The sequence below is a fragment of the Bradyrhizobium sp. 613_E4_N2_2 genome, assembly GCF_052075995.1.
In the GTDB taxonomy this organism is placed as follows: domain Bacteria; phylum Pseudomonadota; class Alphaproteobacteria; order Rhizobiales; family Xanthobacteraceae; genus Bradyrhizobium; species Bradyrhizobium barranii.
Genome location: NZ_CP197234.1, coordinates 2,530,667 through 2,551,237 on the forward strand (window position 1 = coordinate 2,530,667; position 20,571 = coordinate 2,551,237).

The 20,571-nt window shown below is 64.6% G+C and carries 16 protein-coding genes; 12 read left to right on the forward strand and 4 right to left on the reverse strand.

The window, feature by feature from the left end:
* The gene (locus tag AB7290_RS11910) at nt 1-2,844 is read right to left on the reverse strand and encodes an ATP-binding protein (RefSeq protein ID WP_283017280.1); all 2,844 of its coding nucleotides are present in this window, start codon (nt 2,842-2,844) and stop codon (nt 1-3) included.
* 326 nt (nt 2,845-3,170) lie between these two features.
* On the opposite strand from AB7290_RS11910, the gene AB7290_RS11915 reads away from it, so the two are divergent.
* The 7 genes from AB7290_RS11915 (at nt 3,171) to msrA (ending at nt 8,627) form a co-directional block, all read left to right on the forward strand.
* Nucleotides 3,171-3,839, forward strand: a complete 669-nt coding sequence (locus AB7290_RS11915) for a sensor histidine kinase (RefSeq protein WP_283017279.1) — start codon at nt 3,171-3,173, stop codon at nt 3,837-3,839.
* Between the two features lie 33 nt (nt 3,840-3,872).
* On the forward strand, nt 3,873-4,574 hold the full coding sequence (locus tag AB7290_RS11920; protein ID WP_283017278.1) for a VOC family protein: 702 nt from the start codon (nt 3,873-3,875) through the stop codon (nt 4,572-4,574).
* A 260-nt stretch (nt 4,575-4,834) separates the two neighbouring features.
* Nucleotides 4,835-6,148: an epoxide hydrolase family protein gene (locus tag AB7290_RS11925; protein WP_283017277.1), complete on the forward strand. Its 1,314-nt coding sequence runs from the start codon at nt 4,835-4,837 to the stop codon at nt 6,146-6,148.
* A gap of 65 nt (nt 6,149-6,213) precedes the next feature.
* Nucleotides 6,214-7,062 (forward strand): enoyl-CoA hydratase/isomerase family protein, encoded by an 849-nt coding sequence (locus tag AB7290_RS11930; RefSeq protein ID WP_283017276.1) that lies wholly within the window; start codon nt 6,214-6,216, stop codon nt 7,060-7,062.
* A gap of 120 nt (nt 7,063-7,182) precedes the next feature.
* Nucleotides 7,183-7,605: an OsmC family protein gene (locus tag AB7290_RS11935; RefSeq protein ID WP_166343305.1), complete on the forward strand. Its 423-nt coding sequence runs from the start codon at nt 7,183-7,185 to the stop codon at nt 7,603-7,605.
* Nucleotides 7,606-7,686: 81 nt separating this feature from the next.
* Nucleotides 7,687-8,082, forward strand: coding sequence for a cupin domain-containing protein (locus tag AB7290_RS11940; protein WP_283017275.1), 396 nt, complete (start codon nt 7,687-7,689; stop codon nt 8,080-8,082).
* Between the two features lie 29 nt (nt 8,083-8,111).
* The gene (gene msrA / locus AB7290_RS11945) at nt 8,112-8,627 is read left to right on the forward strand and encodes a peptide-methionine (S)-S-oxide reductase MsrA (RefSeq protein WP_283017274.1); all 516 of its coding nucleotides are present in this window, start codon (nt 8,112-8,114) and stop codon (nt 8,625-8,627) included.
* 94 nt (nt 8,628-8,721) lie between these two features.
* Here the strand turns inward: msrA and AB7290_RS11950 are convergent, their stop codons facing one another.
* Complete coding sequence (locus AB7290_RS11950) at nt 8,722-9,363, reverse strand: TetR/AcrR family transcriptional regulator (protein ID WP_283017273.1); 642 nt, start codon at nt 9,361-9,363, stop codon at nt 8,722-8,724.
* Nucleotides 9,364-9,502: 139 nt separating this feature from the next.
* Here AB7290_RS11950 and AB7290_RS11955 point away from each other — a divergent pair, with 139 nt between their 5' ends.
* The 3 genes from AB7290_RS11955 to AB7290_RS11965 all read left to right on the forward strand — a co-directional run bounded on the left by AB7290_RS11955 (nt 9,503) and on the right by AB7290_RS11965 (nt 13,156).
* Nucleotides 9,503-10,645, forward strand: a complete 1,143-nt coding sequence (locus tag AB7290_RS11955; RefSeq protein WP_283017272.1) for an HlyD family secretion protein — start codon at nt 9,503-9,505, stop codon at nt 10,643-10,645.
* Nucleotides 10,642-12,135, forward strand: a complete 1,494-nt coding sequence (locus tag AB7290_RS11960) for an MDR family MFS transporter (RefSeq protein ID WP_283017271.1) — start codon at nt 10,642-10,644, stop codon at nt 12,133-12,135. Before AB7290_RS11955 ends, AB7290_RS11960 begins: the two co-directional genes overlap by 4 nt.
* A gap of 82 nt (nt 12,136-12,217) precedes the next feature.
* Complete coding sequence (locus AB7290_RS11965) at nt 12,218-13,156, forward strand: aldo/keto reductase (RefSeq protein WP_283017270.1); 939 nt, start codon at nt 12,218-12,220, stop codon at nt 13,154-13,156.
* Between the two features lie 45 nt (nt 13,157-13,201).
* Here the strand turns inward: AB7290_RS11965 and AB7290_RS11970 are convergent, their stop codons facing one another.
* Complete coding sequence (locus AB7290_RS11970) at nt 13,202-16,042, reverse strand: ATP-binding protein (RefSeq protein WP_283017269.1); 2,841 nt, start codon at nt 16,040-16,042, stop codon at nt 13,202-13,204.
* A 298-nt stretch (nt 16,043-16,340) separates the two neighbouring features.
* Between AB7290_RS11970 and AB7290_RS11975 the strand changes: the two genes are divergently transcribed.
* Nucleotides 16,341-17,330 (forward strand): Bug family tripartite tricarboxylate transporter substrate binding protein, encoded by a 990-nt coding sequence (locus AB7290_RS11975; RefSeq protein ID WP_283017268.1) that lies wholly within the window; start codon nt 16,341-16,343, stop codon nt 17,328-17,330.
* 6 nt (nt 17,331-17,336) lie between these two features.
* Here the strand turns inward: AB7290_RS11975 and AB7290_RS11980 are convergent, their stop codons facing one another.
* Entirely contained in the window at nt 17,337-18,497 is a 1,161-nt protein-coding gene (locus tag AB7290_RS11980; protein WP_283017267.1) for an MFS transporter, read from the reverse strand.
* Between the two features lie 1,020 nt (nt 18,498-19,517).
* On the opposite strand from AB7290_RS11980, the gene AB7290_RS11985 reads away from it, so the two are divergent.
* Nucleotides 19,518-20,567, forward strand: a complete 1,050-nt coding sequence (locus AB7290_RS11985; protein WP_245328583.1) for a site-specific integrase — start codon at nt 19,518-19,520, stop codon at nt 20,565-20,567.
* Nucleotides 20,568-20,571 lie beyond the last annotated feature (4 nt).

A 20,571-nucleotide genomic window follows, 5' to 3' on the forward strand; every position in this document is an offset into this window, starting at 1 on the left:
TCAATTCAGCGCGCTCAGGAGCTCCCTGGCGGCCACGAGATCGCGGGTCTGGAGGCCTTCTTGGTATCGCGCGACGAGCGGGGCGAGCAGAGCGCGTGCTTCGCCCGCTTGTCCGGTCTGGCGCCAGACCCGGCCGAGGCTGATCGCCCCCCGCAGCTCCCAGCCGAGCGCGCACTGCCGGCGCGACAGATCGAGCGATTTTCGGAAGCAGCGCTCGGCCTCCGCGGTGTTTCCCGACCGGACAAGGATGTCGCCCTTGACCCGGAGCATCTCCGGCATGTCGAAGGATTCGCCATGATCTGGAATCTGCGCAATGGCCTCATTGATCGTGCGCAGGGCCTCGTCCGGCTGGTTCTCCGCCACGAGGCCCTCCGCCAGCGCCGTCGCAAACACCGTCGTCATGATCCGGTGCCGCGTCGCGTACAGCGTGGCCTGGCTGCGGCGAAGATGCTCGATCCCGCCGGCGGTGTCGCCGCGGCGAAGCATGAGCTCGCCCTTCTGGCCGATGCCGACGGCGTGATAGGGACCGAGGAAGTGCCGCGCCGAATGGTCGATCAGCCGCTCGATCAGGATTTCGGCATTGGCCCAGTCGCCGACCCAGAGGAACACGTAGATCGTCCAGATCAGGGAGATGCCGAGGGTGAGGGGTTGTTCGAGCAGTTCGGCCTCGCGAACGGTGTATCTCGCCGCCTCGATCGCGCGATCGGGCCGGCCGGTGAGCCAGAGCCCGCGCGCCAGCGCGACCAGCGCGACGATGCGGTCATCATAACCGAGATGCCCGATGTTCAGCCGCTGCGAGCCGGGATTGTGCACCATCGCGCTCTCGCAGAACTGCACGGCCTTGTCCTGATTGCCGATCAGATGGTGCGCGACGCCCAGCATCCATTCCACATTCAGCGCGGCGGCAGGATCATTCAGCTTGCGCGCAACGCTCTCGCCCTGCTCGCCGGTGCCGAGCGCGCCGTGAAAATCCCCGACCCTGGTCAGGTAGATGTGCAATCCGCGCAGCAGCCAGAGCTGCCAGTGCAGATCCTCGAGATCCCGCGCAAGCTGAAGACTGCGCGTGAACGCCGACCGGACCGCTTCGGTATTGCCCTGCGTGAACATCACGGAGACGCCGAGCGCGGCCTGCAACGTCATCTCCTGGCGGTGGTCGACCGAATTCGTATCGAGAGAGACCAGCGCCTGCTTCGTCCAGCGATAGCACTCTGTCAGCAATGTCAGTTCGAGGAAAAACTGGGCCGCCGAAGCCGCCAGATCCACGCCGATCGTTCGGTTGGCGCTATCCGAAAAGCTCCAGGTCAGCGCGGCCCTGACATTGGGCAAATGGTCGGCATAGGGAAGGAAGCCGCCCGCGGTCTGCATGCCCGTGGATTTGAGCGCGATGTCGCGCAGGAAGTCGCGGAAATATTCGGCGTGAGCGCGCGCGACACGGGGCGCTTCGCCGTTCTCGACGAGCTTCGCGCCGACGAAGGCGCGGGTGGTGTCGAGCAGACGATAGCGCAGCCGCCGCTCCGCGGGTGAGGTTGCGATCAGCGATTTGGAGAGCAGGTTCGAGATCGCCTCGACCGCCTCGGGCTCGCTGATGCCTTGGCTGAAGGCAACGGCGAGCGCGGCCTCCATCGTGAATGGCCCGACGAACACCGACAAACCGCGCAGCGTCGCGCTTTCGGCTGCCGGCAACAGATCATAGCTCCAGGCGAGCGCCGCGCTCAGGGTCTGGTGCCGCGGGATCGCGGTACGGCGTCCCCGCCACAGCAGCGCGAAGCGGCTGTCGAGCAGCGAGGCGGTTCCGGCAATGCCATAGGCGTTCACGCGTCCGGCGGCGAGCTCGATCGCGAGCGCGATGCCGTCCAGTCGCCGGCAGATCTCGGCGACAAGCGGTGCATCCTCCTCGCTCAGTTCGAATTCGCCCAGGCTCTCGGCAATGCGTTCCACGAAGAGCTGGCTTGCGGGATAGGCAAGGATGTCGGAGATGCCGAGCCCGTCGCGCTGGGGCGGGCAGTCCAGCGGAAACAACCGGTGGACGCGTTCGCCTTCGGTACGAAAGGATTCGCGGCTGGTGGCGAGAATATGCAGCTCGGGCGCTTCCTGGACGATGTGCTCGGCCAGGGGCGCGAGTTCGTCGATGATGTGCTCACAGCTGTCGAAGATCAGCAGCATCCGACGGTTGCGCAGCACCGTCAGCAGGCCCGGCATCGGGTCCTCGGAATTGACGGTCAGGCCGAGCGTGGCGGCGATGGTGCTTGGAACGAGCCTGGCATCCGTCAGCGCGCCGAAATCAACGAAGTTGACCTGACCGTCGAAGGCCTCGAGCTCGCGATGCGCGACGGCGAGCGCGACGGAAGTCTTGCCAATCCCGCCGGGGCCGACAATTGTCACGAAGCGATGCTGCGCAAGCTCGGTGGAAATCCGCTCGACCGCGTCGTCTCGTCCGATCATCCTGGCAAGCGGCGGCGGGAGTATGTGAGGCGACGGGACGGCCGGGCCTGTCCGCGTCTCCGACGATTCGGACCGGACCAGCGGGCTCGCGAAGCAATAGCCACGGCCGGGCACGTTGACGACATAGCGGGAGCCTTCGCCGGCATCCCCCAAGGCCTTGCGTAGCGTCGTGATGTGGAAGCGCAGGCTGCCTTCATCGACCGTCACGTCGGCCCAGACGCGCTTGATCAACTCACGCTTGTCGATGACCTCGCCGGCGCGCTCGACGAGAAAAATGAGGATGTCGAGTGCGCGGCCGCCGAGGTGAAGCGGAGCGCCGTCCTTCTCGAGCAGGCGCGACCTTGCGTACAGCCGGAATGGCCCGAAGGAAATCGCCGCATCCTGGTCGTTAGTGTCCACCACGCGCCAATGAATCCAGTGAAGGGGCTGTTGTCCGCATCCTGATCTAGCAGAACGAGGTTATGAGTAAACTGGTCGAAAGTGGCGAAATCGCGCGGCAAGTCATTCGGCCGCACCGGGATGATGCGTGACAAATTTCGCTTAAACGCGAGCGGCTTGGGAAGCGATCGGGACGACCCGTCAGCGTGCTTGACCGTCGAGAGGACGGTCTGGCCGCCAACTTGTGCCGCCGATCATAACAAAATCTTGCAACGTCTAACGAGCAAAACGCGCGCGGTGCATCCAGTATAGGCTTCGAGTTAGGTCCTAGGTCCAATGGGGAGGCTATCATGTCCGCTATCGGCTTGGAGACGAGCGACCATTTCGCTCGATCTCAGCACATTGCCAGCCTTGATGATCAGTCGCGTGATTGGGAACTCGTGCTGCGGGAATCCCACCATCGGATGAAGAACACGCTGACGCTGCTGGGTGCGTCAGTCCGCCGCGACTTCTCGCGGCCGGGCACCAGGGACATGTCGGGCGCGGTGGACCGGTTCGAGCAGCGCATCGTCGCGTTCGGCAGGCTCTATCAGCTCTTGTCCGACATCGACAGTCTGTCCGCCGTCTCCGTCGAGACCTTCTTCGAAAACCTGTGCGAGGCGCTCTCCGAGGCAGTGCTGGAACCGGCCAGCATCCGCTGCGAGGCCGCGATCGAGAGCGGGGCGCTGCCGGCATCGCAGTGTCATCGGCTGGCGTTGATGCTGACGGAGCTGGTCACGAATGCCGCCAAACATGCCTTCCCGAACAGGAACGATGCGCTGATCCGGATCGAAATGGCCAACCGCGACGGCGCCTGGCTCTGCACGGTGGCTGACAACGGCATCGGCGCGACCGGTCCGCTTCAGGGCACCGGCAGCCGCATCCTTGAAGGGCTCGCACGCAGTATCGACGCGCGGTTGCAGGGCGAGGCGAGCCAGGGCGGCACACGCGTGACGATCGTGATGCCCACTGCCGCTTGAAGCTCGCTTCAATTTCAACTCAGGGAGTTCGACATGGCCGGCACCGAAATCGACCGCGACGCCGCGGCCGGGTCTCCGAACACATCTTCGACACCGCGTGGCGTTGATCTGAAGCTCGAGATCGTCGTCATTCCCGTGTCGGATGTCGACCGCGCCAAGGCGTTCTACACGCGCCTCGGCTGGCGATTGGACGCCGATTTTGCCTCAGGTGACGAATGGCGCGTGATCCAGTTCACGCCGCCGGGTTCGGCCTGTTCGGTGATCTTCGGCAAGAACGTCACACCGGCAGCGCCCGGTTCGGCGCGCGGGCTGTACCTGATCGTCTCCGATCTGGCGGCGGCGCGACAGGATCTGCTCGACCGTGGCATCGCGGTGAGCGCACCATTCCATGGTGCGGGCGACGTTCACGCCGGTCCGGACGAGCCGTATCTGTTCGGCAGCGTCCGGGTCAGCGGTGCTGACCCGAAGCGCGGCAGCTACAGCTCGTTTGCCTCGTTCAGCGATCCCGACGGTAATGGCTGGCTGTTCCAGGAGGTCACGACGCGACTGCCTGGACGCATCGCGGGTGACGGCACGACATTTGCCTCAACGGCCGATCTGGCCGCAACCCTGCGACGTGCCGCTGTCGCGCATGGTGAGCACGAGAAGCGCATCGGCGGACACGACGAGAACTGGGCGGATTGGTACGCCGACTACATCGTCCGCGAGCAGGCCGGTCAACCGCTGCCCTCCTGAGTTGTAATGAACATATCGCCTGAATTCACAGACAGGGCGCGCGCCGATTGAACTCGTCGCGCGCCGTGCCGCTTCTGCATCGCGCGCATCGTCATCGTCGCTCGCTCTCCTGCATCCCGCGGACTCGCAACGGCTAACGCGGCCTAACAACCGATAACGAGCTAATTGCCAGGACCTGCGCCAATCTCTCTTCAGGACGAACCGACGCGTCGATTTCGAAATTCGGTTGGCGTCACCGACCAAAGCAAGGGAGATCTGCCATGACAACGCAAGCACGAGCCGACATTCTCAATCCCGACCGTCGTCAGTTGCTGAGCCAGGCCGCAATGACCGCGGTCGCCGCCAGCGTGGCGAGCCTGCTGCCGCTGCATCCGGCAAAGGCCGCTGCAAGCGGCGCGATCCGCCCGTTCCGCGTCAGCGTGCCCGAGGAAGATCTGCTTGACCTCCGCCGCCGCCTCGCAGCGACACGCTGGCCCGATCGCGAGATCGTCGCCGACCAATCGCAGGGCGTGCAGCTCACGACGCTTCAGCAGCTCGTGCGGTACTGGCAGAACGACTACGACTGGCGGAAGATGGAAGCGCGGCTGAACGCCTTGCCGCAATTCGTCACCGAGATCGACGGCGTCGACATCCACTTCATTCACATCCGCTCCCGCCACGAGAACGCGCTGCCGATGGTCGTCACGCATGGCTGGCCGGGCTCGATCATCGAGCAGATGAAGATCGTCGGCCCGCTCACCGACCCCACCGCGCATGGCGCGAAGGCCGCGGATGCATTCGACCTGGTGATCCCCTCGCTTCCGGGCCACGGTTTCTCCGGCAAGCCGACGGAGCTCGGCTGGGATCCCCAGCGCATCGCGCGCGCCTGGATCGTGCTGATGAAGCGCCTCGGCTACAACCGCTACGTGGCGCAGGGCGGCGATTGGGGCAATGCCGTCACGGAGCAGATGGCGGTGATCGCGCCGCCGGAGCTGCTCGGCATTCACACCAACATGCCCGCCACCGTTCCCGACGACATCGCCAAGGCGCTTCAGCCCGGCGGGACGCGGCCACCGAACCTCTCGGCCGACGAGCGCATTGCCTACGACCAGCTCGATGATTTCTACAAGCATGGCCTCGGCTACGCCATCGAGATGTCGAACCGGCCGCAGACGCTCTATGGCCTCGTCGACTCGCCGGCCGGTCTTGCATCCTGGATGCTCGATCACGACGGACGCAGTGCTGCGATGATCGCGCGGGTGTTCGACGGCAAGACCGAAGGCCTGTCGCGGGACGACGTGATCGACAACATCACGCTCTACTGGCTCACCAACACCGCGGTCTCGTCGGCGCGGCTCTACTGGGAGAACAAGCTGGTGTTCTTCGCGCCCAAGCACATCAAGATCCCGGTCGCCGTCAGCGTGTTCCCTGACGAGATCTATGCCGCGCCGCGCAGCTGGGCCGATAAGGCCTATCCGAAGCTGATGCACTACAACCGCCTCGACAAGGGCGGCCACTTCGCAGCCTGGGAGCAGCCCGCGCTGTTCTCTGCGGAAATGCGCACCGCCTTCCGTCCGCTGCGCCAGTCGATCTGAACCGAGCAGCGGACGCGCGCTGCCGTGCGTCCCTTTTCCGAACACACATATCAGGAGTGCCAACAATGAACCGCCCCGTACAGATCTTCACCACCGAAGACATTCGCCTGGAGCGCCGCCTGCCGACATACTGGCGCGTCACCTTCGACATGCCGCCGGTGAACATCTTCGGCCCAAAGCACCTTCCGCTGCTCAACGACATCATCACCGCGATTGAGACCGATCCGGACGTGAAGGTCGTCGTATTCGACAGCGCCGTCGAACGCTTCTTCATCACGCATTACGACTTCCTGGCGCCGCTGGAGGACTCTCTCGGTGTTCCTCCGGGTCCGACCGGCCTGCAGGCGCTGCCCGACATGCTGGTGCGCCTCAGCCGCGCGCCGGTCGTCTCCATTGCCTCGATCCGGGGCCGTGCGACCGGGGTCGGCAGCGAGCTCGCGCTGGCGAGCGACATGCGCTTTGCCAGCCGCGAGAAGGCGATCCTGTCGCAATGGGAGGTCGGCGCGGGACTCGTGCCCGGCGGCGGGCCGATGGCCCGGTTGCCGCGGCTGATGGGCCGAGGCCGTGCGCTCGAAGTGTTGCTCGGCGCCGATGACATCCACGGCGATCTCGCCGAGCGTTACGGCTACGTGAACCGTTCGCTGCCGGATGCCGAGCTCGACGGCTTCGTCGAGGCGCTCGCCATGCGCATTGCGTCGTTCGACAAGGAGGCGATCGCAGAGACCAAGCGTCTCGTCGATGTTGCGAGCCTGCCGCCGGATGACGAGATCAAGCCGGAGTGGGACGCGTTCCTGGCCGCGCTCGGCCGTCCCGCCAGCCAGACCCGCATCAAGGCGCTGATGGCGCGCGGTTTCCACCGCACCGGCGACGTCGAGAACCGGCTGGGCTTCCATGTGGGTCAAATCAGCGGCTAACGGAACCGCTGTGGCGTTCGGCCGGTTGGAGGGGTGACAGGCGGTCGTGCCAATGTCGCTTTCCTCCGCTACCGAGCGCCGGTGCTAAAACCAACCTAAAAACCAGCAAGGAGAATTGAGATGATCCGCAAGGCAACAGCAGTCTGGAAGGGCACCGGTCGCGACGGCACCGGCAATCTCTCGAGCGAATCCGGCGTGCTCGCCGGCACACCCTATTCGTTCAAGACCCGCTTCGAGAACGAGAAGGGCACCAATCCCGAGGAGTTGATCGCCGCAGCCCATGCCGGTTGCTTTACCATGGCACTGGCCTTCGGCCTTCAACTCGCCGGCTTCACGCCGGACGAGCTGTCGACGGAAGCCGCCATCACGCTCGAGCCGGAAGGCAAAGGCTTCAAGATCAGCAAGTCGGCACTGACCCTCCGCGCCAAGGTGCCGAACCTTGACGACGCAGGTTTCGCCAAGATCGCCGGCGAGGCCGAGAAAAACTGTCCGGTGTCGAAGGTGCTCAACGCCGCGATCACGCTCGACGCCAAATTGACCTGATCCAACACAGGGAGCGGTGCCATGCCTCGTCAAGATCTGCCTCGCCAGCATCAGCCGGATGAAGACAGGTTCCGGGCGATCTTGCCCGAGGACATCGCTTGGCAACCGTTCCCTGCGTTCCCGCCGGGCGCGCGGCTGGCGGTGATGGTCGGCCATCCCAATGAACCCGGACCTTACGTGGTCCGGGTGAAGGTGCCCGGGGGCACGAAACTGATGCCGCACAAGCATCCGGAAGATCGCATCTACACGGTCATGTCGGGTGTGTTCTACATCGGCCTCGGCGAACGTTTTGATGGCAACCAGGTGAAAGCCTATCCGCCGGGCAGCGTCATCGTGCTGCCCGGCGAGACCTGGCATTTTCACTGGGCGAAGTCCGGCGAATACGTCACACAGGTCTCCGCCATCGGGCCGCTGGGCCTCGAATATCACGATGACCACGATGACCCGCGCTTGCATCCGGCAGCGGACAAGCGCTGACTATCTCGACGAAATCAATGGAGCATCAGATGACGACAGAGCGCGCAGTTTTGGCCGGAGGCTGTTTCTGGGGCATGCAGGATCTGGTCCGCAGGCAACCGGGGGTGATCTCCACCCGTGTTGGTTACACTGGCGGGCATGTGAAGAACGCCACCTACCGCAATCACGAGGGCCACGCCGAGGCGATCGAGATCATCTTCAATCCCGCCAAGACGAGCTTCCGGACCATGCTGGAGTTCTTCTTCCAGATCCACGATCCCACCACGCTCAACCGCCAGGGCAATGATCTGGGCACGAGCTACCGCTCGGCAATCTTCTATACGAGTGACGAGCAGAAGAGAGTCGCGGAAGACACCATCGCCGATGTCGAGGCGTCAGGTCTTTGGCCCGGCAAGGTGGTGACCGAGGTTGCGCCCGCAGCGGAGTTCTGGGAAGCCGAGCCCGAGCATCAGGATTATCTCGAGCGCTATCCCGATGGCTACACCTGCCACTTCATCCGGCCCGACTGGAAGCTGCCAAGGCGCGCGGCCGCCGTGGGAGGCTAGCCGGATTGTCGCGCACGGCCGCCGAGGGCCTTTTGACGAGGAGTGCAAATGTGCGAACTCCCCTCATCGTACGATCACGAGAATGCCTCGCGGCTCAACGCGTCTCCGGTCGGCGTCGGCAGATCACAGCCACCGCCTTGCGGGCAATCTCCCTCAGATCGGCGCGGCGTGCGCCGGCGCGGGCGCGGATGGCGATGGTCTGCATCGTGGCGGCGGCAAGGATCGCGAGTGCAGCCGGATCGGCCTCGCGATCCAGCTCGCCCTTGTCCTGCGCCAGGCGGAAGCGGGCCTCGAAATCGGCATCGATCGCCCGCAGTCCCGTCGCAACGCTGCTCCGGATCGCCGCATCCTCGGCGACTTCGGTCACCGCGGTACCGACCACGAAGCAGCCACGCGCTGATCCCTTGCCGGAAAAGTAGATCGACAGCGCCGCGTCATAGGCCAGCATCAGCGCTTCGTCCAAGGGATGGTCCCCTGCGAGAGCCTCGCGCGTTGCCGCGAGGCTGATCTCCCAATAGCGCGCCAACGCCTCGAGATAGAGCGCGTGCTTGTTGCCGAACACCGCGTAGAGGCTCGGTGGACTCATGCCGGTCGCGGCCGCGACCTTGTCCAGGGACGTGCCGGAATAGCCCGTCCTCCAGAACGTTTCCGTTGCCCGCTTGAGGGCCGTCTCAGTGTCGTAGGCGGGTGGCCGTCCCCGGCGCGCCGGTCCCGTCTCGCTCTTTTTCCGTGCCATGTCGTCCGAACCTGGTTGCCATGCTCCACACGTATATTTGTATGGATCGTTATAAAAATCAATGGCCGCGCGGCTTGATCGCCGCATCGGGGTACAATATTTGTAACGAACGTTAGTAAATGAGATAAGGACGAGGACGATGGGTTTGAACTTTGCGCCAATCGCCGGCTGGCTGGGCGATCGCAGCTTCCGCGGGAGCGAGGCGGCGGCGCCGTTGTTCGGAGCGGATCTTGCCAGGCGGCTGCGCCGGCCCCTGATGCTCGTGGTGCCCGCCGCGGCTGCCGTGTTCGGCGCCTTCATGTATCTGGCGCAGGAACAATATGTCTCGACCGACGATGCGTTCGTGCGCGCCGCGAAAGTCACCATCAACGCGCGGGTGCCGGGCCAGGCGGTCGAGATCGCCGTGCGCGACAATGAGCGTGTCCGGCAGGGCCAGGTCCTGTTTCGAATTGACCCGGAGCCCTACCAGATCGCCGTCGATCAGGCCGAGGCCCGGCTCGGCAGCGCGCGGCTCCAGATCGACTCCCTCAAGGCGACCTACCGCCAGCAGCAGGCGGAGCTGCAATCGGCGAAGGACTCGGCCTCTTTCGACGAGCGCGAGTTCGACCGCAAAAGGATGCTGGTCGCCTCCGACTTCACGCCGCGTGCGGTCTACGAGCGGGCCGAGACCGATCTCAAGGTCGCGCGCCATCGGATGGCATCGATCGAACAGCAGATCGCCAATACGGTCGTCGCGCTCAACGGTGACCCCGACATCGATGTCGACCGCCATCCGACAGTCCGCGCGGCCAGGGCGCAGCTCGATCGCGCGCGGCTCGATCTCTCCTACGCCACGGTGAAGGCGCCCGACGACGGTATCGTGACCAAGGTCGACGATCTGCAAATCGGCGGTTTCGTCAACGCAGGCGCGCCCACGTTCTCACTGATGTCGAGCCGGGACGTCTGGATCGAGGCGAATTTTCGTGAGACGGGCCTGACCCACATGCGGCCGGGCCAGGAGGCGACGATCGACGTCGACGCCTATCCGGATCGAAAATTCAAGGCGCGTATCGTCAGCATGAGCCCCGGAACCGGGTCGGACTTCTCGATCCTGCCACCGGAGAATGCGACCGGGAACTGGGTCAAGGTCGTGCAGCGGCTGCCGGTGCGCCTCGAGCTCGACGATCCCGATCCGACCCGGCCACTGTTCTCCGGCATCAGCGTGACGGCGCGGGTCGACACCGGCCATCGTCGCAACTGGTTGCATCTGCTCCAGCCTGCGCTTGCGACGGAGGTCAAATGAGTACGCCCCTCCCATCGACCGCGACCGGCGGTCATCATGCAATCTCGGCGGCCGCCCTGATGGCGACCTATATGCAGGCCGTCAACATTTCAATACCGAACGCCGCGCTGCCGCACATCCAGGCCACGCTCTCGATGGCCAATGACGAGGTCGGCTGGGTGTTCTCCTCGTATATCGCTGCAAGCGCCGTGACCATGTCGATCGCGCAATGGCTCGCGGGACGCTACGGCCGCAAGGCGGTCTATCAGGCAGCCCTTGCCGTCTTCACGCTTGGTCTTGTCCTCGACACGCTGGCGACGACGTCGATCCAGTTCGTGCTGGCGCGGATTCTCCAGGGCGCGGCGAGCGGACCACTTGCGCCGCTCTCATTGGCGATTCTGCTCGAGGCGACGCCGGCGGCGCGGCAAGCGCGCATGGGCCTGGCATTGACGGTCTGCTCGCTGCTCGGCATCAGCACCGGTCCCGCTCTTGGTGGCTGGCTCAGCGAATATTACGGCTGGCCGTCGATCTTCTATGTCAGCCTGCCCATGACGGCCTTCATCGCCCTGACGATGGCCCTGTTCCTGGGCGAGAAGCGGGCAGAGCGGAGCCAGCCCTTCGACGTCTTCGGCCTGACGACCTTCTCCGCCGGCATGATCGGGCTGCAGATGCTGCTGGATCGCGGCGAGCGCCTCGAATGGTTCGCCTCGACGGAGATCTGGGTCGAAGCGATCGCCTCGGTCCTGGGGTTCTATCTCTTCATCGTGCACGTTCTGACGAAGAAGGAACATTTTCTCCGCACGGCGCTGTTCAGGGATCGCAATCTCGTCCTCTCGACGGTGATCTCCTTTGCGCTCGGCTTCGTCCTGCTGCCGACATTGGCGTTGACGTCCCCGATGCTGGAGGAGTTGCTCAACTACCCTGTCGACACCACCGGCTACATGAGCATTCCACGCGGCGTGGCGCTGGTGGGAGCGCTGGTGCTGACGAGCCTGGTTCCGGGACAGGTCGACTACCGGCCGTTCCTCATGGGGGGCATGGCGCTGGTGGTCTATGCCAACTGGCTGATGCTCGGCTATTCGCCGGCGATGGATTGGCGGCCGGTCGTCGAAGCAGGTTTCCTCCAGGGCGCAGGTCTCGGCATGTTGTTGCCGGCGCTGGTGAGGGCCGCTTTCGGAACGCTCGATCCGAAGCTTCGCCCTGAAGGCAGTGCGCTGATCAACCTGTCGCGCCTTTATGGCAGCACCATCGGCATCGCGGTGGTCCAGCTCTTCTTCTATGCCAACACCCAGGCCGTGCATATCGCGCTCGCCAAGCATCTCATGCCTTATCGTGTCGCGGCGAATGTCACGGGCCCGATCGGGAAGTCAGGTCTCGCCGCCCTCAACGGCATGGTCACGCGCCAGGCGGCCACGGTTGCGGTCATCGATCAGTTTGAGATCCTGATGTTCGCCATGCTCGTCGTGATCCCGCTGGTGTTCTTTCTTCGTAAGCCGCGTCCCGCCGGCTAACGCCGGAGAGTCGTGAAATGTGTCGGCAATCTCGATCGCTTCCTCCGCATCGCGCGGCCAGCAGTCAACAAGGAGTATCACCATGACGACCTCGGATTCACTTCGTTACACGAGAATTCCCACGCATGAGGCCGTGACGATTCCCGCAGTCGGATTTGGCACGCTCATTCCGGATCCGCTCGTGACGAGGCAGGCCACCAGGGCTGCATTGGAGGCCGGATTTCGACATCTCGATTGTGCCGAGCGCTATCGCAACGAAGCGGCCGTCGGCGATGCGCTACAGGATGCGTTCAGGGCGGGCGCGCTTCAGCGCCAGGACCTGTTCGTTACGACGAAGCTGTGGAACACCAATCATCGGCCGGAGCGGGTCAGGCCCGCCTTCGACGCCAGTCGCCGGCGGCTGCAACTCGACGAGATCGATTGCTACATCATCCATACCCCCTTCGCCTTTCAACCCGGTGACGAGCAGGACCCGAGGGACGCGAGTGGCCATGTGATCTATGATTCAGGCGTGACGTTGGCGGAGACATGGGGGGCGCTAGAGCGCCTCGTCGACGAGGGGCACTGCAAGTCGATCGGGCTGTCGGACATCACCTTGGAGAAGCTGCGCGAGATCGTCGAGGTCGCGCGGATCAGGCCTGCCATGGTGCAGGTCGAATCGCATCCGTACCTGCCCGAATGGGACCTGCTCGACTTCTGTCGGGAGCATGGAATTGTGCTGCAGGCGTTTGCCGCGCTGGGACACGCCATGAAGCCGAACCTCCTCGCTGACCCCGTGATCACCGCCATCGCGGAGCGCCTGCACAAGACGCCGGCTCAAGTCGCCCTGGCCTGGGCCGTCCAGCGCGGCACGGCTTTCCTGATGACCTCAACCAATCCTCGGCGGATCGAGGAAAACTTCGATATTTCGACGCTGCCTGAAGACGCCATGCGGGAGATGCGGGACCACATCACGACGAATGTCCGCTTCAACACAGTGGTCGAGACCGGCGTGCCCGGATTCATTCCGCGGGCAGGATGAAGCGAGCGGTGTGGTACGAAGACCGAAGGCCTTCGGCCGGCCTCGTCAAATCCGGAGTTGCGCGATCAAATCGCGTGCGCTGCGGATATCGGCGATGCCGGCGCCCTCGCTGAACGCCCCGCATGCACGTTCGAGAATTGCCAGGGCCTCTGCACTCTGGCCGGCTCCGATCATGAACCGCGCAAGGCTGATCGCGCCGCGCAGCTCCCAGAATCGCGCGCCCTGCTGGTTGGCAATGTCCATGGCCTCGCGAAAGCGCGCCTCGGCGTCCCCCGCATGCCGCGGGCTCTTGAGCAACAACTCGCCCTTGATGCGGATCAGTTCCGGCAGATACCACAGCTCCTGCCGGTCGTTGCAGCGGGTCAGGACGTCCTCGATCACGTCGAGGCCACGGTCGACCTGGTGGGCCTCGCCGGAACATGCGGCGAGTTCGCCGAGCAGCGGAAGAAAGCGCGGCAGGAAACGCGCATCGCCGGCGCGATTGAGCTCTTCGCGCAGCAGCGGCAGGCCGGTCGCGACGTCGCCACGCCTTACGACGACCGCCGCGTTGAAGGCCCGTGCCCACAGGCCCCACAGCCGGATGGCGTGGCGCTCGGTGTGTTCGAGCAGCTCGGCGCCGTGGCGCTCCGCGGCCTCGAAATCGCCGGACCAGAAGGCGATCGGGCAGGCGGCTTGCCCCAGCACGCTGCAGAAAGTCAGCGCGTGGCCGTTGGCGCGACCTTCCTCGATGTTTCGGGCGGCGAGCGCCTGGGCCTGATCGGCGAGGCCCTGAAGCCACAGGATGCGGGCCCGGAAATATTGCGTCGATATCCTGAGGTCGAGCGGGAAGATCTTCGGCTTCTCCGCCAGCACGTGCAGCGACGCGTTCACGCGCTCGATGCGGAGCCGTGCGTCGTTCTGATCGCCGAGATAGTGCAGCGCCACCGCCATTAGCCGGTCGCCCAGCATGAGATCGGTCCTGTCCGACGAGTTCGCCGCTGCATTCGCAAACCGGTCGGCGAGCGCACGGGCCTTGCCGAACTGTCCGTTGTTGAACTGGTCGATGCACAAGCCCCAGAGCGCGCGCAGCCGGAAGTCTTTGTCGTCGAGCCTGTCAGCCAGCTCCAGGGTCGTCTCGAGGATCGGACGCGCCTCGCGGGCGCGGCCCTCGCCATACATCAGCGACCAGCCGAGCGCCGACAGGAGTTGCATGCGAATGCGATCATCGCCGCCGCTGTCGCCGAGCGCGGTGAGCGCCGTCTTGGCGCGCTCGCGGCATTCGGCGAACAGGGACAGGCGGACCCACAGCGTGACGGCAGCCGCCGTCAGCGCGATCCCGAGTGCGGCGTCGCCGTCGGGCCCGAAGGCCCAGTTCAATGCGGCGCGCACATTGTCCAGCTCCGCGCCATAGATGCTCAGCCATTCCGGCAGCGGCGTCGATGTATCGGCCTCCGCGCGCTCGAAGAAGTCGCGAAAATGCTCTCCATGACGGCGCGCGAACTGACTGGTCTCGCCGAGCTCGTTCAGCTTTCCATGCGCATAGGTGCGTGTGGTGTCGAGCAGGCGATAGCGCAGCGTTCGCGAGCCGGATGGCGAGATCAGCGATTTGGTGACGAGGCTGTCGATCGCCTCCAGCGTTTCGGACGCGCCGAGGCCGTCGCCGGCGGCCACAGCGGCAGCCGCCTCCGGCGCGAAGGCCCCGGCAAAGACCGACAGGCGTCGCAGCGTGGCACTCTCGGCGGGAGGTAGCAGATCGTAGCTCCAGTCGAGCGCCGCGGCGAGCGTCTGGTGTCGTGGCACGGCGGTGCGCCGACCCCGCCACTGCAACGAGAAGCGGCTGTCGAGCAGCGACGCCGTGCCGGCAATGCCGTACGCATTGACACGGCCGGCCGCGAGCTCGATTGCGAGCGCAATGCCATCGAGGCGCCGGCAAATGCTCGCGACGAGCGGCGCTTCTTCCGCACTGAGCTGGAACGGACCCGAGCTCTGCGCAATGCGCTCGACGAAGAGCTGGGCCGCGGGGTAAGCGAGGACCTCGGCGACACCCAGGTCCTCGCGCTCCGGCGGGCAATCCAGCGGGAACAGGCGGAAAATCCTTTCGCCGTCGCTCCGGAACGACTCGCGGCTGGTTGCGAGAACGCGAAGCTGCGGTGCGTCGCGAACGATGCGCTCGACGAGCGGCGCCAACGCATCCAGCACATGCTCGCAGCTGTCGAAGATCAGCAGGGCTGGGCCGGTCTTCAGGAATGTCAGCAGGGCCGGCGTCGGATCCTCCGCGCTGATGGTCAGTCCCAGTGCGGAGGCGATGGTGGTCGCGATGTGGCTGGCATCCCTCAGTGGACCGAAGTCGACGAAGAATACGCGCCCGCCGAAATCCGCCGATCTGCGATGCCCGACGGTGACGGCGACGGCGGTCTTGCCGATGCCGCCGGGGCCGACCACCGTCATGAAGCGATGCAACGAAAGCCCGTTCGATATCTTCTCGACGATCTCCTCCCGTCCGACCATTTTCGAGAGCGGCGAGGGAAGGGAACGGGGAGGTGCGATATTCACGGCGGGCTGAGCGGCCGGCGGGGCCGCGTGAGCGAGCGAGGCGACAAAGCAGTAGCCGCGGCCGGGCACATTGACGACATAACGGGCCGACTTGCCGGTATCGCCCAGCGCCTTGCGCAGTGCCGCGACGTGGAAGCGCAGGCTGCCCTCGTCGACATTGACGTCGGCCCAGATGCGCTTGACCAGCTCTCTCTTGTCGATGACTTCGCCGGGGCGCTCGGCGAGGAAGATCAGAATATCGAGCGCGCGGCCGCCGACGTGAAGCGGCGAGCCCTCCTTCTCCAAGAGCCGCGACTTCGGAAATAGTCGAAATGGCCCAAAAGAAATGGCCGAGTCTTCGGTACGATCTGGCACGCGCCATTGCCCCCGCAACGGGAGTCAAAATGTATTACTTTTTGGTCTATCAGAACGAGGCGTACAGTAAACTGGCCGAAAGCAGTGGGCAGAGCTGGTAGCCCTGCGCGCATGGCTTCGATCGGTCGGTCCGCCGAAATAACCCTTAAGAAGTAAAGGGTTATGGTGACATGACAGGGCGATGACACCGGTGCTCTCACCCGGATGGCGAATTGACGGCGGTAGCAGATTGCTGAGACTGGATGGTTCGGGAGCCGGTCCCGCCTCGACAGTGACCACCGACTTCCGGAATTCGAACATGGCTTCCTTCTCGCGGCGACGATTCGTCCATGCGCTATCGGGCGCAGCGGCGCTGGCGGCGATCCCGCGCAGCGGACAAACCGCTGATTATCCGTCTCGTCCCATTCGCCTCGTGCTTCCGTATGGAGCCGGCGGAGCGGGGGACCAGATCGGGCGTCCCTGGGTGGACAAGATGTCATCGCTGCTTGGGCCGACCTTCGTGGAATATATCGGCGGTGCGGGCGGCGCGATCGGGGCTGCGACGGTCGCGCGCGAGGAGCCCGACGGCTATTCGCTGCTGCTCGGCAATGGCAGCACGCAGGTCATCATTCCCCTGACCTCGAAAAATCCCGGCTATTCGGTCGACGATTTTCGCGCCATCTATCGCTTGATCAGCACCGCGCTGGTTTTCGCGGTCCATCCGTCGGTGCCTGCCGCGGATCTGCGTGAGCTGATTGCCTACGCTAGGGATAATCCGGGAAAACTGTCCTACGGGACACCAGGCATCGGCACTGGCAACCATCTGGTCGGCGAATCCTTCAAGCAGCAGGCCGGCGCGCTGGACATCGTCCACGTGCCGTATCGGGGCATTTCGCAGGCGACCAACGACCTCGCCGGTGGCCAGATATCGCTCGTCATCGGCGTCATGTCCGACCAGTTGAAGCAACTGGGCGAGGCCGGGAAGGTCAGGCTGCTGGCGGTCAGCAGCGAAAAGCGGTTGAGCGGCGCGCCGGAGATTCCGACCGCGGTCGAATCCGGCATGCCGGATCTCCGCTATGAGGGCTGGTTCGGCATCTTCGCACCCAGGCACACCGACGATGCGATCATCGACCGGATCGCACAGGCGACGCTGGTCGCGATGGCCGATCCGGCGATGCAGGCAAACTACCGTGCCCAGGGCATCGAGCCCGACATCGATTCGAGTCCCGACAAATTCCAGCGCATCATCGACGTGACAACGGCAAGCCTGGCGCCCGTGATCAAGTCGATCGGGCTGAGCAATTTGTGAGGCCGCTCAGGCCTCCACGCGCGACGTCTGCCGGCCCTCCGCCGTGACCATGCGCGCCGACAGCGCGACGAGACACATCAGCGCGGCCAGCAGCCAGAACGCTGTCGGCAATCCGCCAAGCCGTGCGACGAAGCCGACACCGGCGGGACCGATGAGGATGCCCGCGTAGCCTGCGGTCGTGATGGCGGCGACGGCGAGCCCCGTGGGCATCACGGTCTGCCTGGCCGCCCGGCGGAACAGCACCGGCACGAGGTTCGATGCACCGAGGCCGATCAGCAGGAAGCCGCCGATGGCGACCGCCGCTACGGGCGCCCTGAGCAGGACTACGAAGCCCGCGATCGAAATGATGCTGCCCCAGAACAATGTCGCGCGATCCCCGATGCGTGCGACGACGGCGTCGCCGCCGAGCCGCCCCGCGGTCATCGCGATCGAGAACACGATGTAGCCGATCCCGCCTTGCGTCTCCGAGACGAGGCCGGCGCCGATGACGAGCAGCGCGCCCCAATCGAGCATCGCGCCCTCGACGAGGAAAGTGATGGCGGCGAGCAGCGCCAGCAGGAGCACGGAGCCATGCGGCAGCACGAAGAGCGGTCCGTCCTGCACCTGCACCGAACGAAGCAGGCGCGGCCAGGCCGCCAGCATCGCGACCAGCATCAGCACGGAGCAGATCAGCGTGCAGGCGAGCGCGCCGAGTTGCAACGAGAGCAGCGCAGTCATCAAGGCGGATCCCGCGAAGCCGCCGATGCTGAACAGCGCGTGGAAGCCGGACATCAGCGGGCGGCCCGCGTCGCGCTCCACCTCGACCGCATGAATGTTCATGGCGACGTCGATGGAGCCGAGCGCGGCGCCGAAGGCGAACAGGGCCAGCGCCAGCGTTGCCGGCGAGCTTGCGATCGCCAGCAGGGGCAGCACCAGCGCCAGACCGAGCCCGCCCGCAATGATGATCGGCTTGCTGCCGTAGCGCGCGCTCATGACTCCGGTCAGAAGCATCGCGACGACCGAGCCGATGCCGAGGCTGAGCAGGAGCAATCCAAGAACGCCGTCATCGACGCCGAGCCGCGTCTTTGCGAACGGCACCAGCGGCGCCCAGCACGCGATGCCGAAGCCCGCGACGAGAAAGGCGAGCCGCGTCGCGAGGCGCGTTGCCGGCCGGTCGGCAGAATGCATGGGAACTCCGGGGAAGCAGGGCGGGGCGGATCGACAAGCCCTGAGATTGCCGCGCCTTTATGTCCGAGGCGTGCTCGAATTGTCGCAGATAGTGCTCAAGAACGGCGCGACGTCAACCTGGGTTCCGAAGCGTGTTGCGTTCGGGACGATATTCGTAATCACGCCGCCGGCCGCGGCCGTAGGGCAAAACACCGGGTCATTCCGAGCTGCGCCGGTGTCAAGCCGCGCTTGCAAGAATATTCCACTTTACCGAAATTCGGAAATGGCGTATGTGTCGTCCATCCCGGCTCACCAAGAGGGGCGATCTTGTGTCGTCACTGTCGCGAGCCGGGCTTGCGGTGGACGCGACAGCGTCGGGCGCGAGAGGTTAAGGGCGGGGCGGATTGCTCTCCGTGAGCCCAAAACTTCGTGCTGGATGAGCGGCGCTGTCAGGTTCGTCTCGTCTGTAAGTTTCCGGCTCCGTCGACAGGGCTGGAAAAACTGCGGCGACATGGCGGGCCGTGCGTACGGCAAAACCGTGTGGTCCTGGCCGTCGTTGCTACGGTCAAGTGCTTTGCGAATGCGGCAGTCGCGTCAACCGGTGCGGTGCTGGTGACTTTTGCAAGCGTGAGGGAGGCCAGAAGGAACTCGGCTCCCGGGAGAGCACGGCATAAGCCGTCCAACCACTGCGCAGGGAAAATAAATAGGCGCATGGAGTTCTGTAGAGCGACGTGCAGTTCGCATCCCATTGATCCCGCGCGCAATATCCCCATAACGTGTCATACGCCTTCATGGGCCTCTACAGACACGATCGCGACACTTCGCGAGAACGGGGACACGAATTACATGGCACGCAAAGTCAGCTTCAGTGCGCTGGAAAGCCGCAGCGCGCGGCTGCGATTAAAGATTCGCCGCAGGCCTTACAGTGGCCCGTCGCTCGCGCGCGGAATCGCGCTGATGTACAGGCGCAACAAGACCAACGGCACATGGGTGCTTAAGGTCAGCGACGGCCATGGCGCTTACTGGACCAAGAGCTTTGCGTTGGCCGACGATTTCGAGGATGCCGACGCCAGGAACGTGTTGACGTTCCACGAGGCGCAGGATGCGGCGAAGAAGCTGGCGCGCAGCGATGACGGTAGCGCCAGCAACGCACCGATCACTGTTGACGGTGCGCTCAAGGACTACAAGCGCGATCTTGAGGCCCGCGCAGCCAATCCTTACAACGCAGAGCATCCGCGCCTGCATCTCACGCCGGCGCTGTTGTCGAAGCCGGTGGCGCTGCTCGCGGCGATCGAACTGAAGAAGTGGCGCGACGGCCTGCTTGGCACGATGGCGCCGGCCACGATCAATCGGCTCTGCCGCTGCGTTTGCGCTGCGCTGGAACTGGCGGCGCAGCATGACCAGCGCGTCAAGAACCGTGAGGCATGGGAAATTGGTCTTGCCAATCTGCCTAACGCGCAGGAGGCGAGAAACGTGATCCTGCCGGACAACAAGGTGCACGAATTCGTCGCCGCCGCTTACGGACTCGATCATCAATTCGGACTGCTGACCGACACACTGGCGAACACTGGCGCGCGCCCCAGTCAGGCGGTCCGGCTTCGCGTCGAGGATCTGCAGGATCATCCGGTGCGGCCGAAATTGATGATGCCGAAGTCTGCCAAGGGCGGCGGCAGAAATCGCAGTGCGAAAAAGGCCGAGCGCTACAGCGTGCCGATTACGGTCCAGTTGGCTGTACGGCTCAAGCTGGCGGCTAGAGGTCGTGCAGCCGATGCTCAGCTGCTGTTGCAAAGCAACGGCAGTCCCTGGAACAACAATCCGCGCGAGAACTATCATCGCCAAGTGGACAAGGCCGTTACCGCCATTGGGCTCGATCCCGCCGAGGTGACGATGTACTGCCTGCGCCACTCGAGCATCGTCCGCATGCTGCTGCGAAATGTGCCGATCAGGCTGGTGGCGTCGCTGCACAACACCAGCGTAGCGATGATCGAAAAGCATTACTCGAGGTACATCACCGAGCATTCCATCGACGACATCGCGCGCGTCGGGTTGTTGTCGGAACCTGCGCCAGCCGCTGACAACATGGTTGCATGATGCA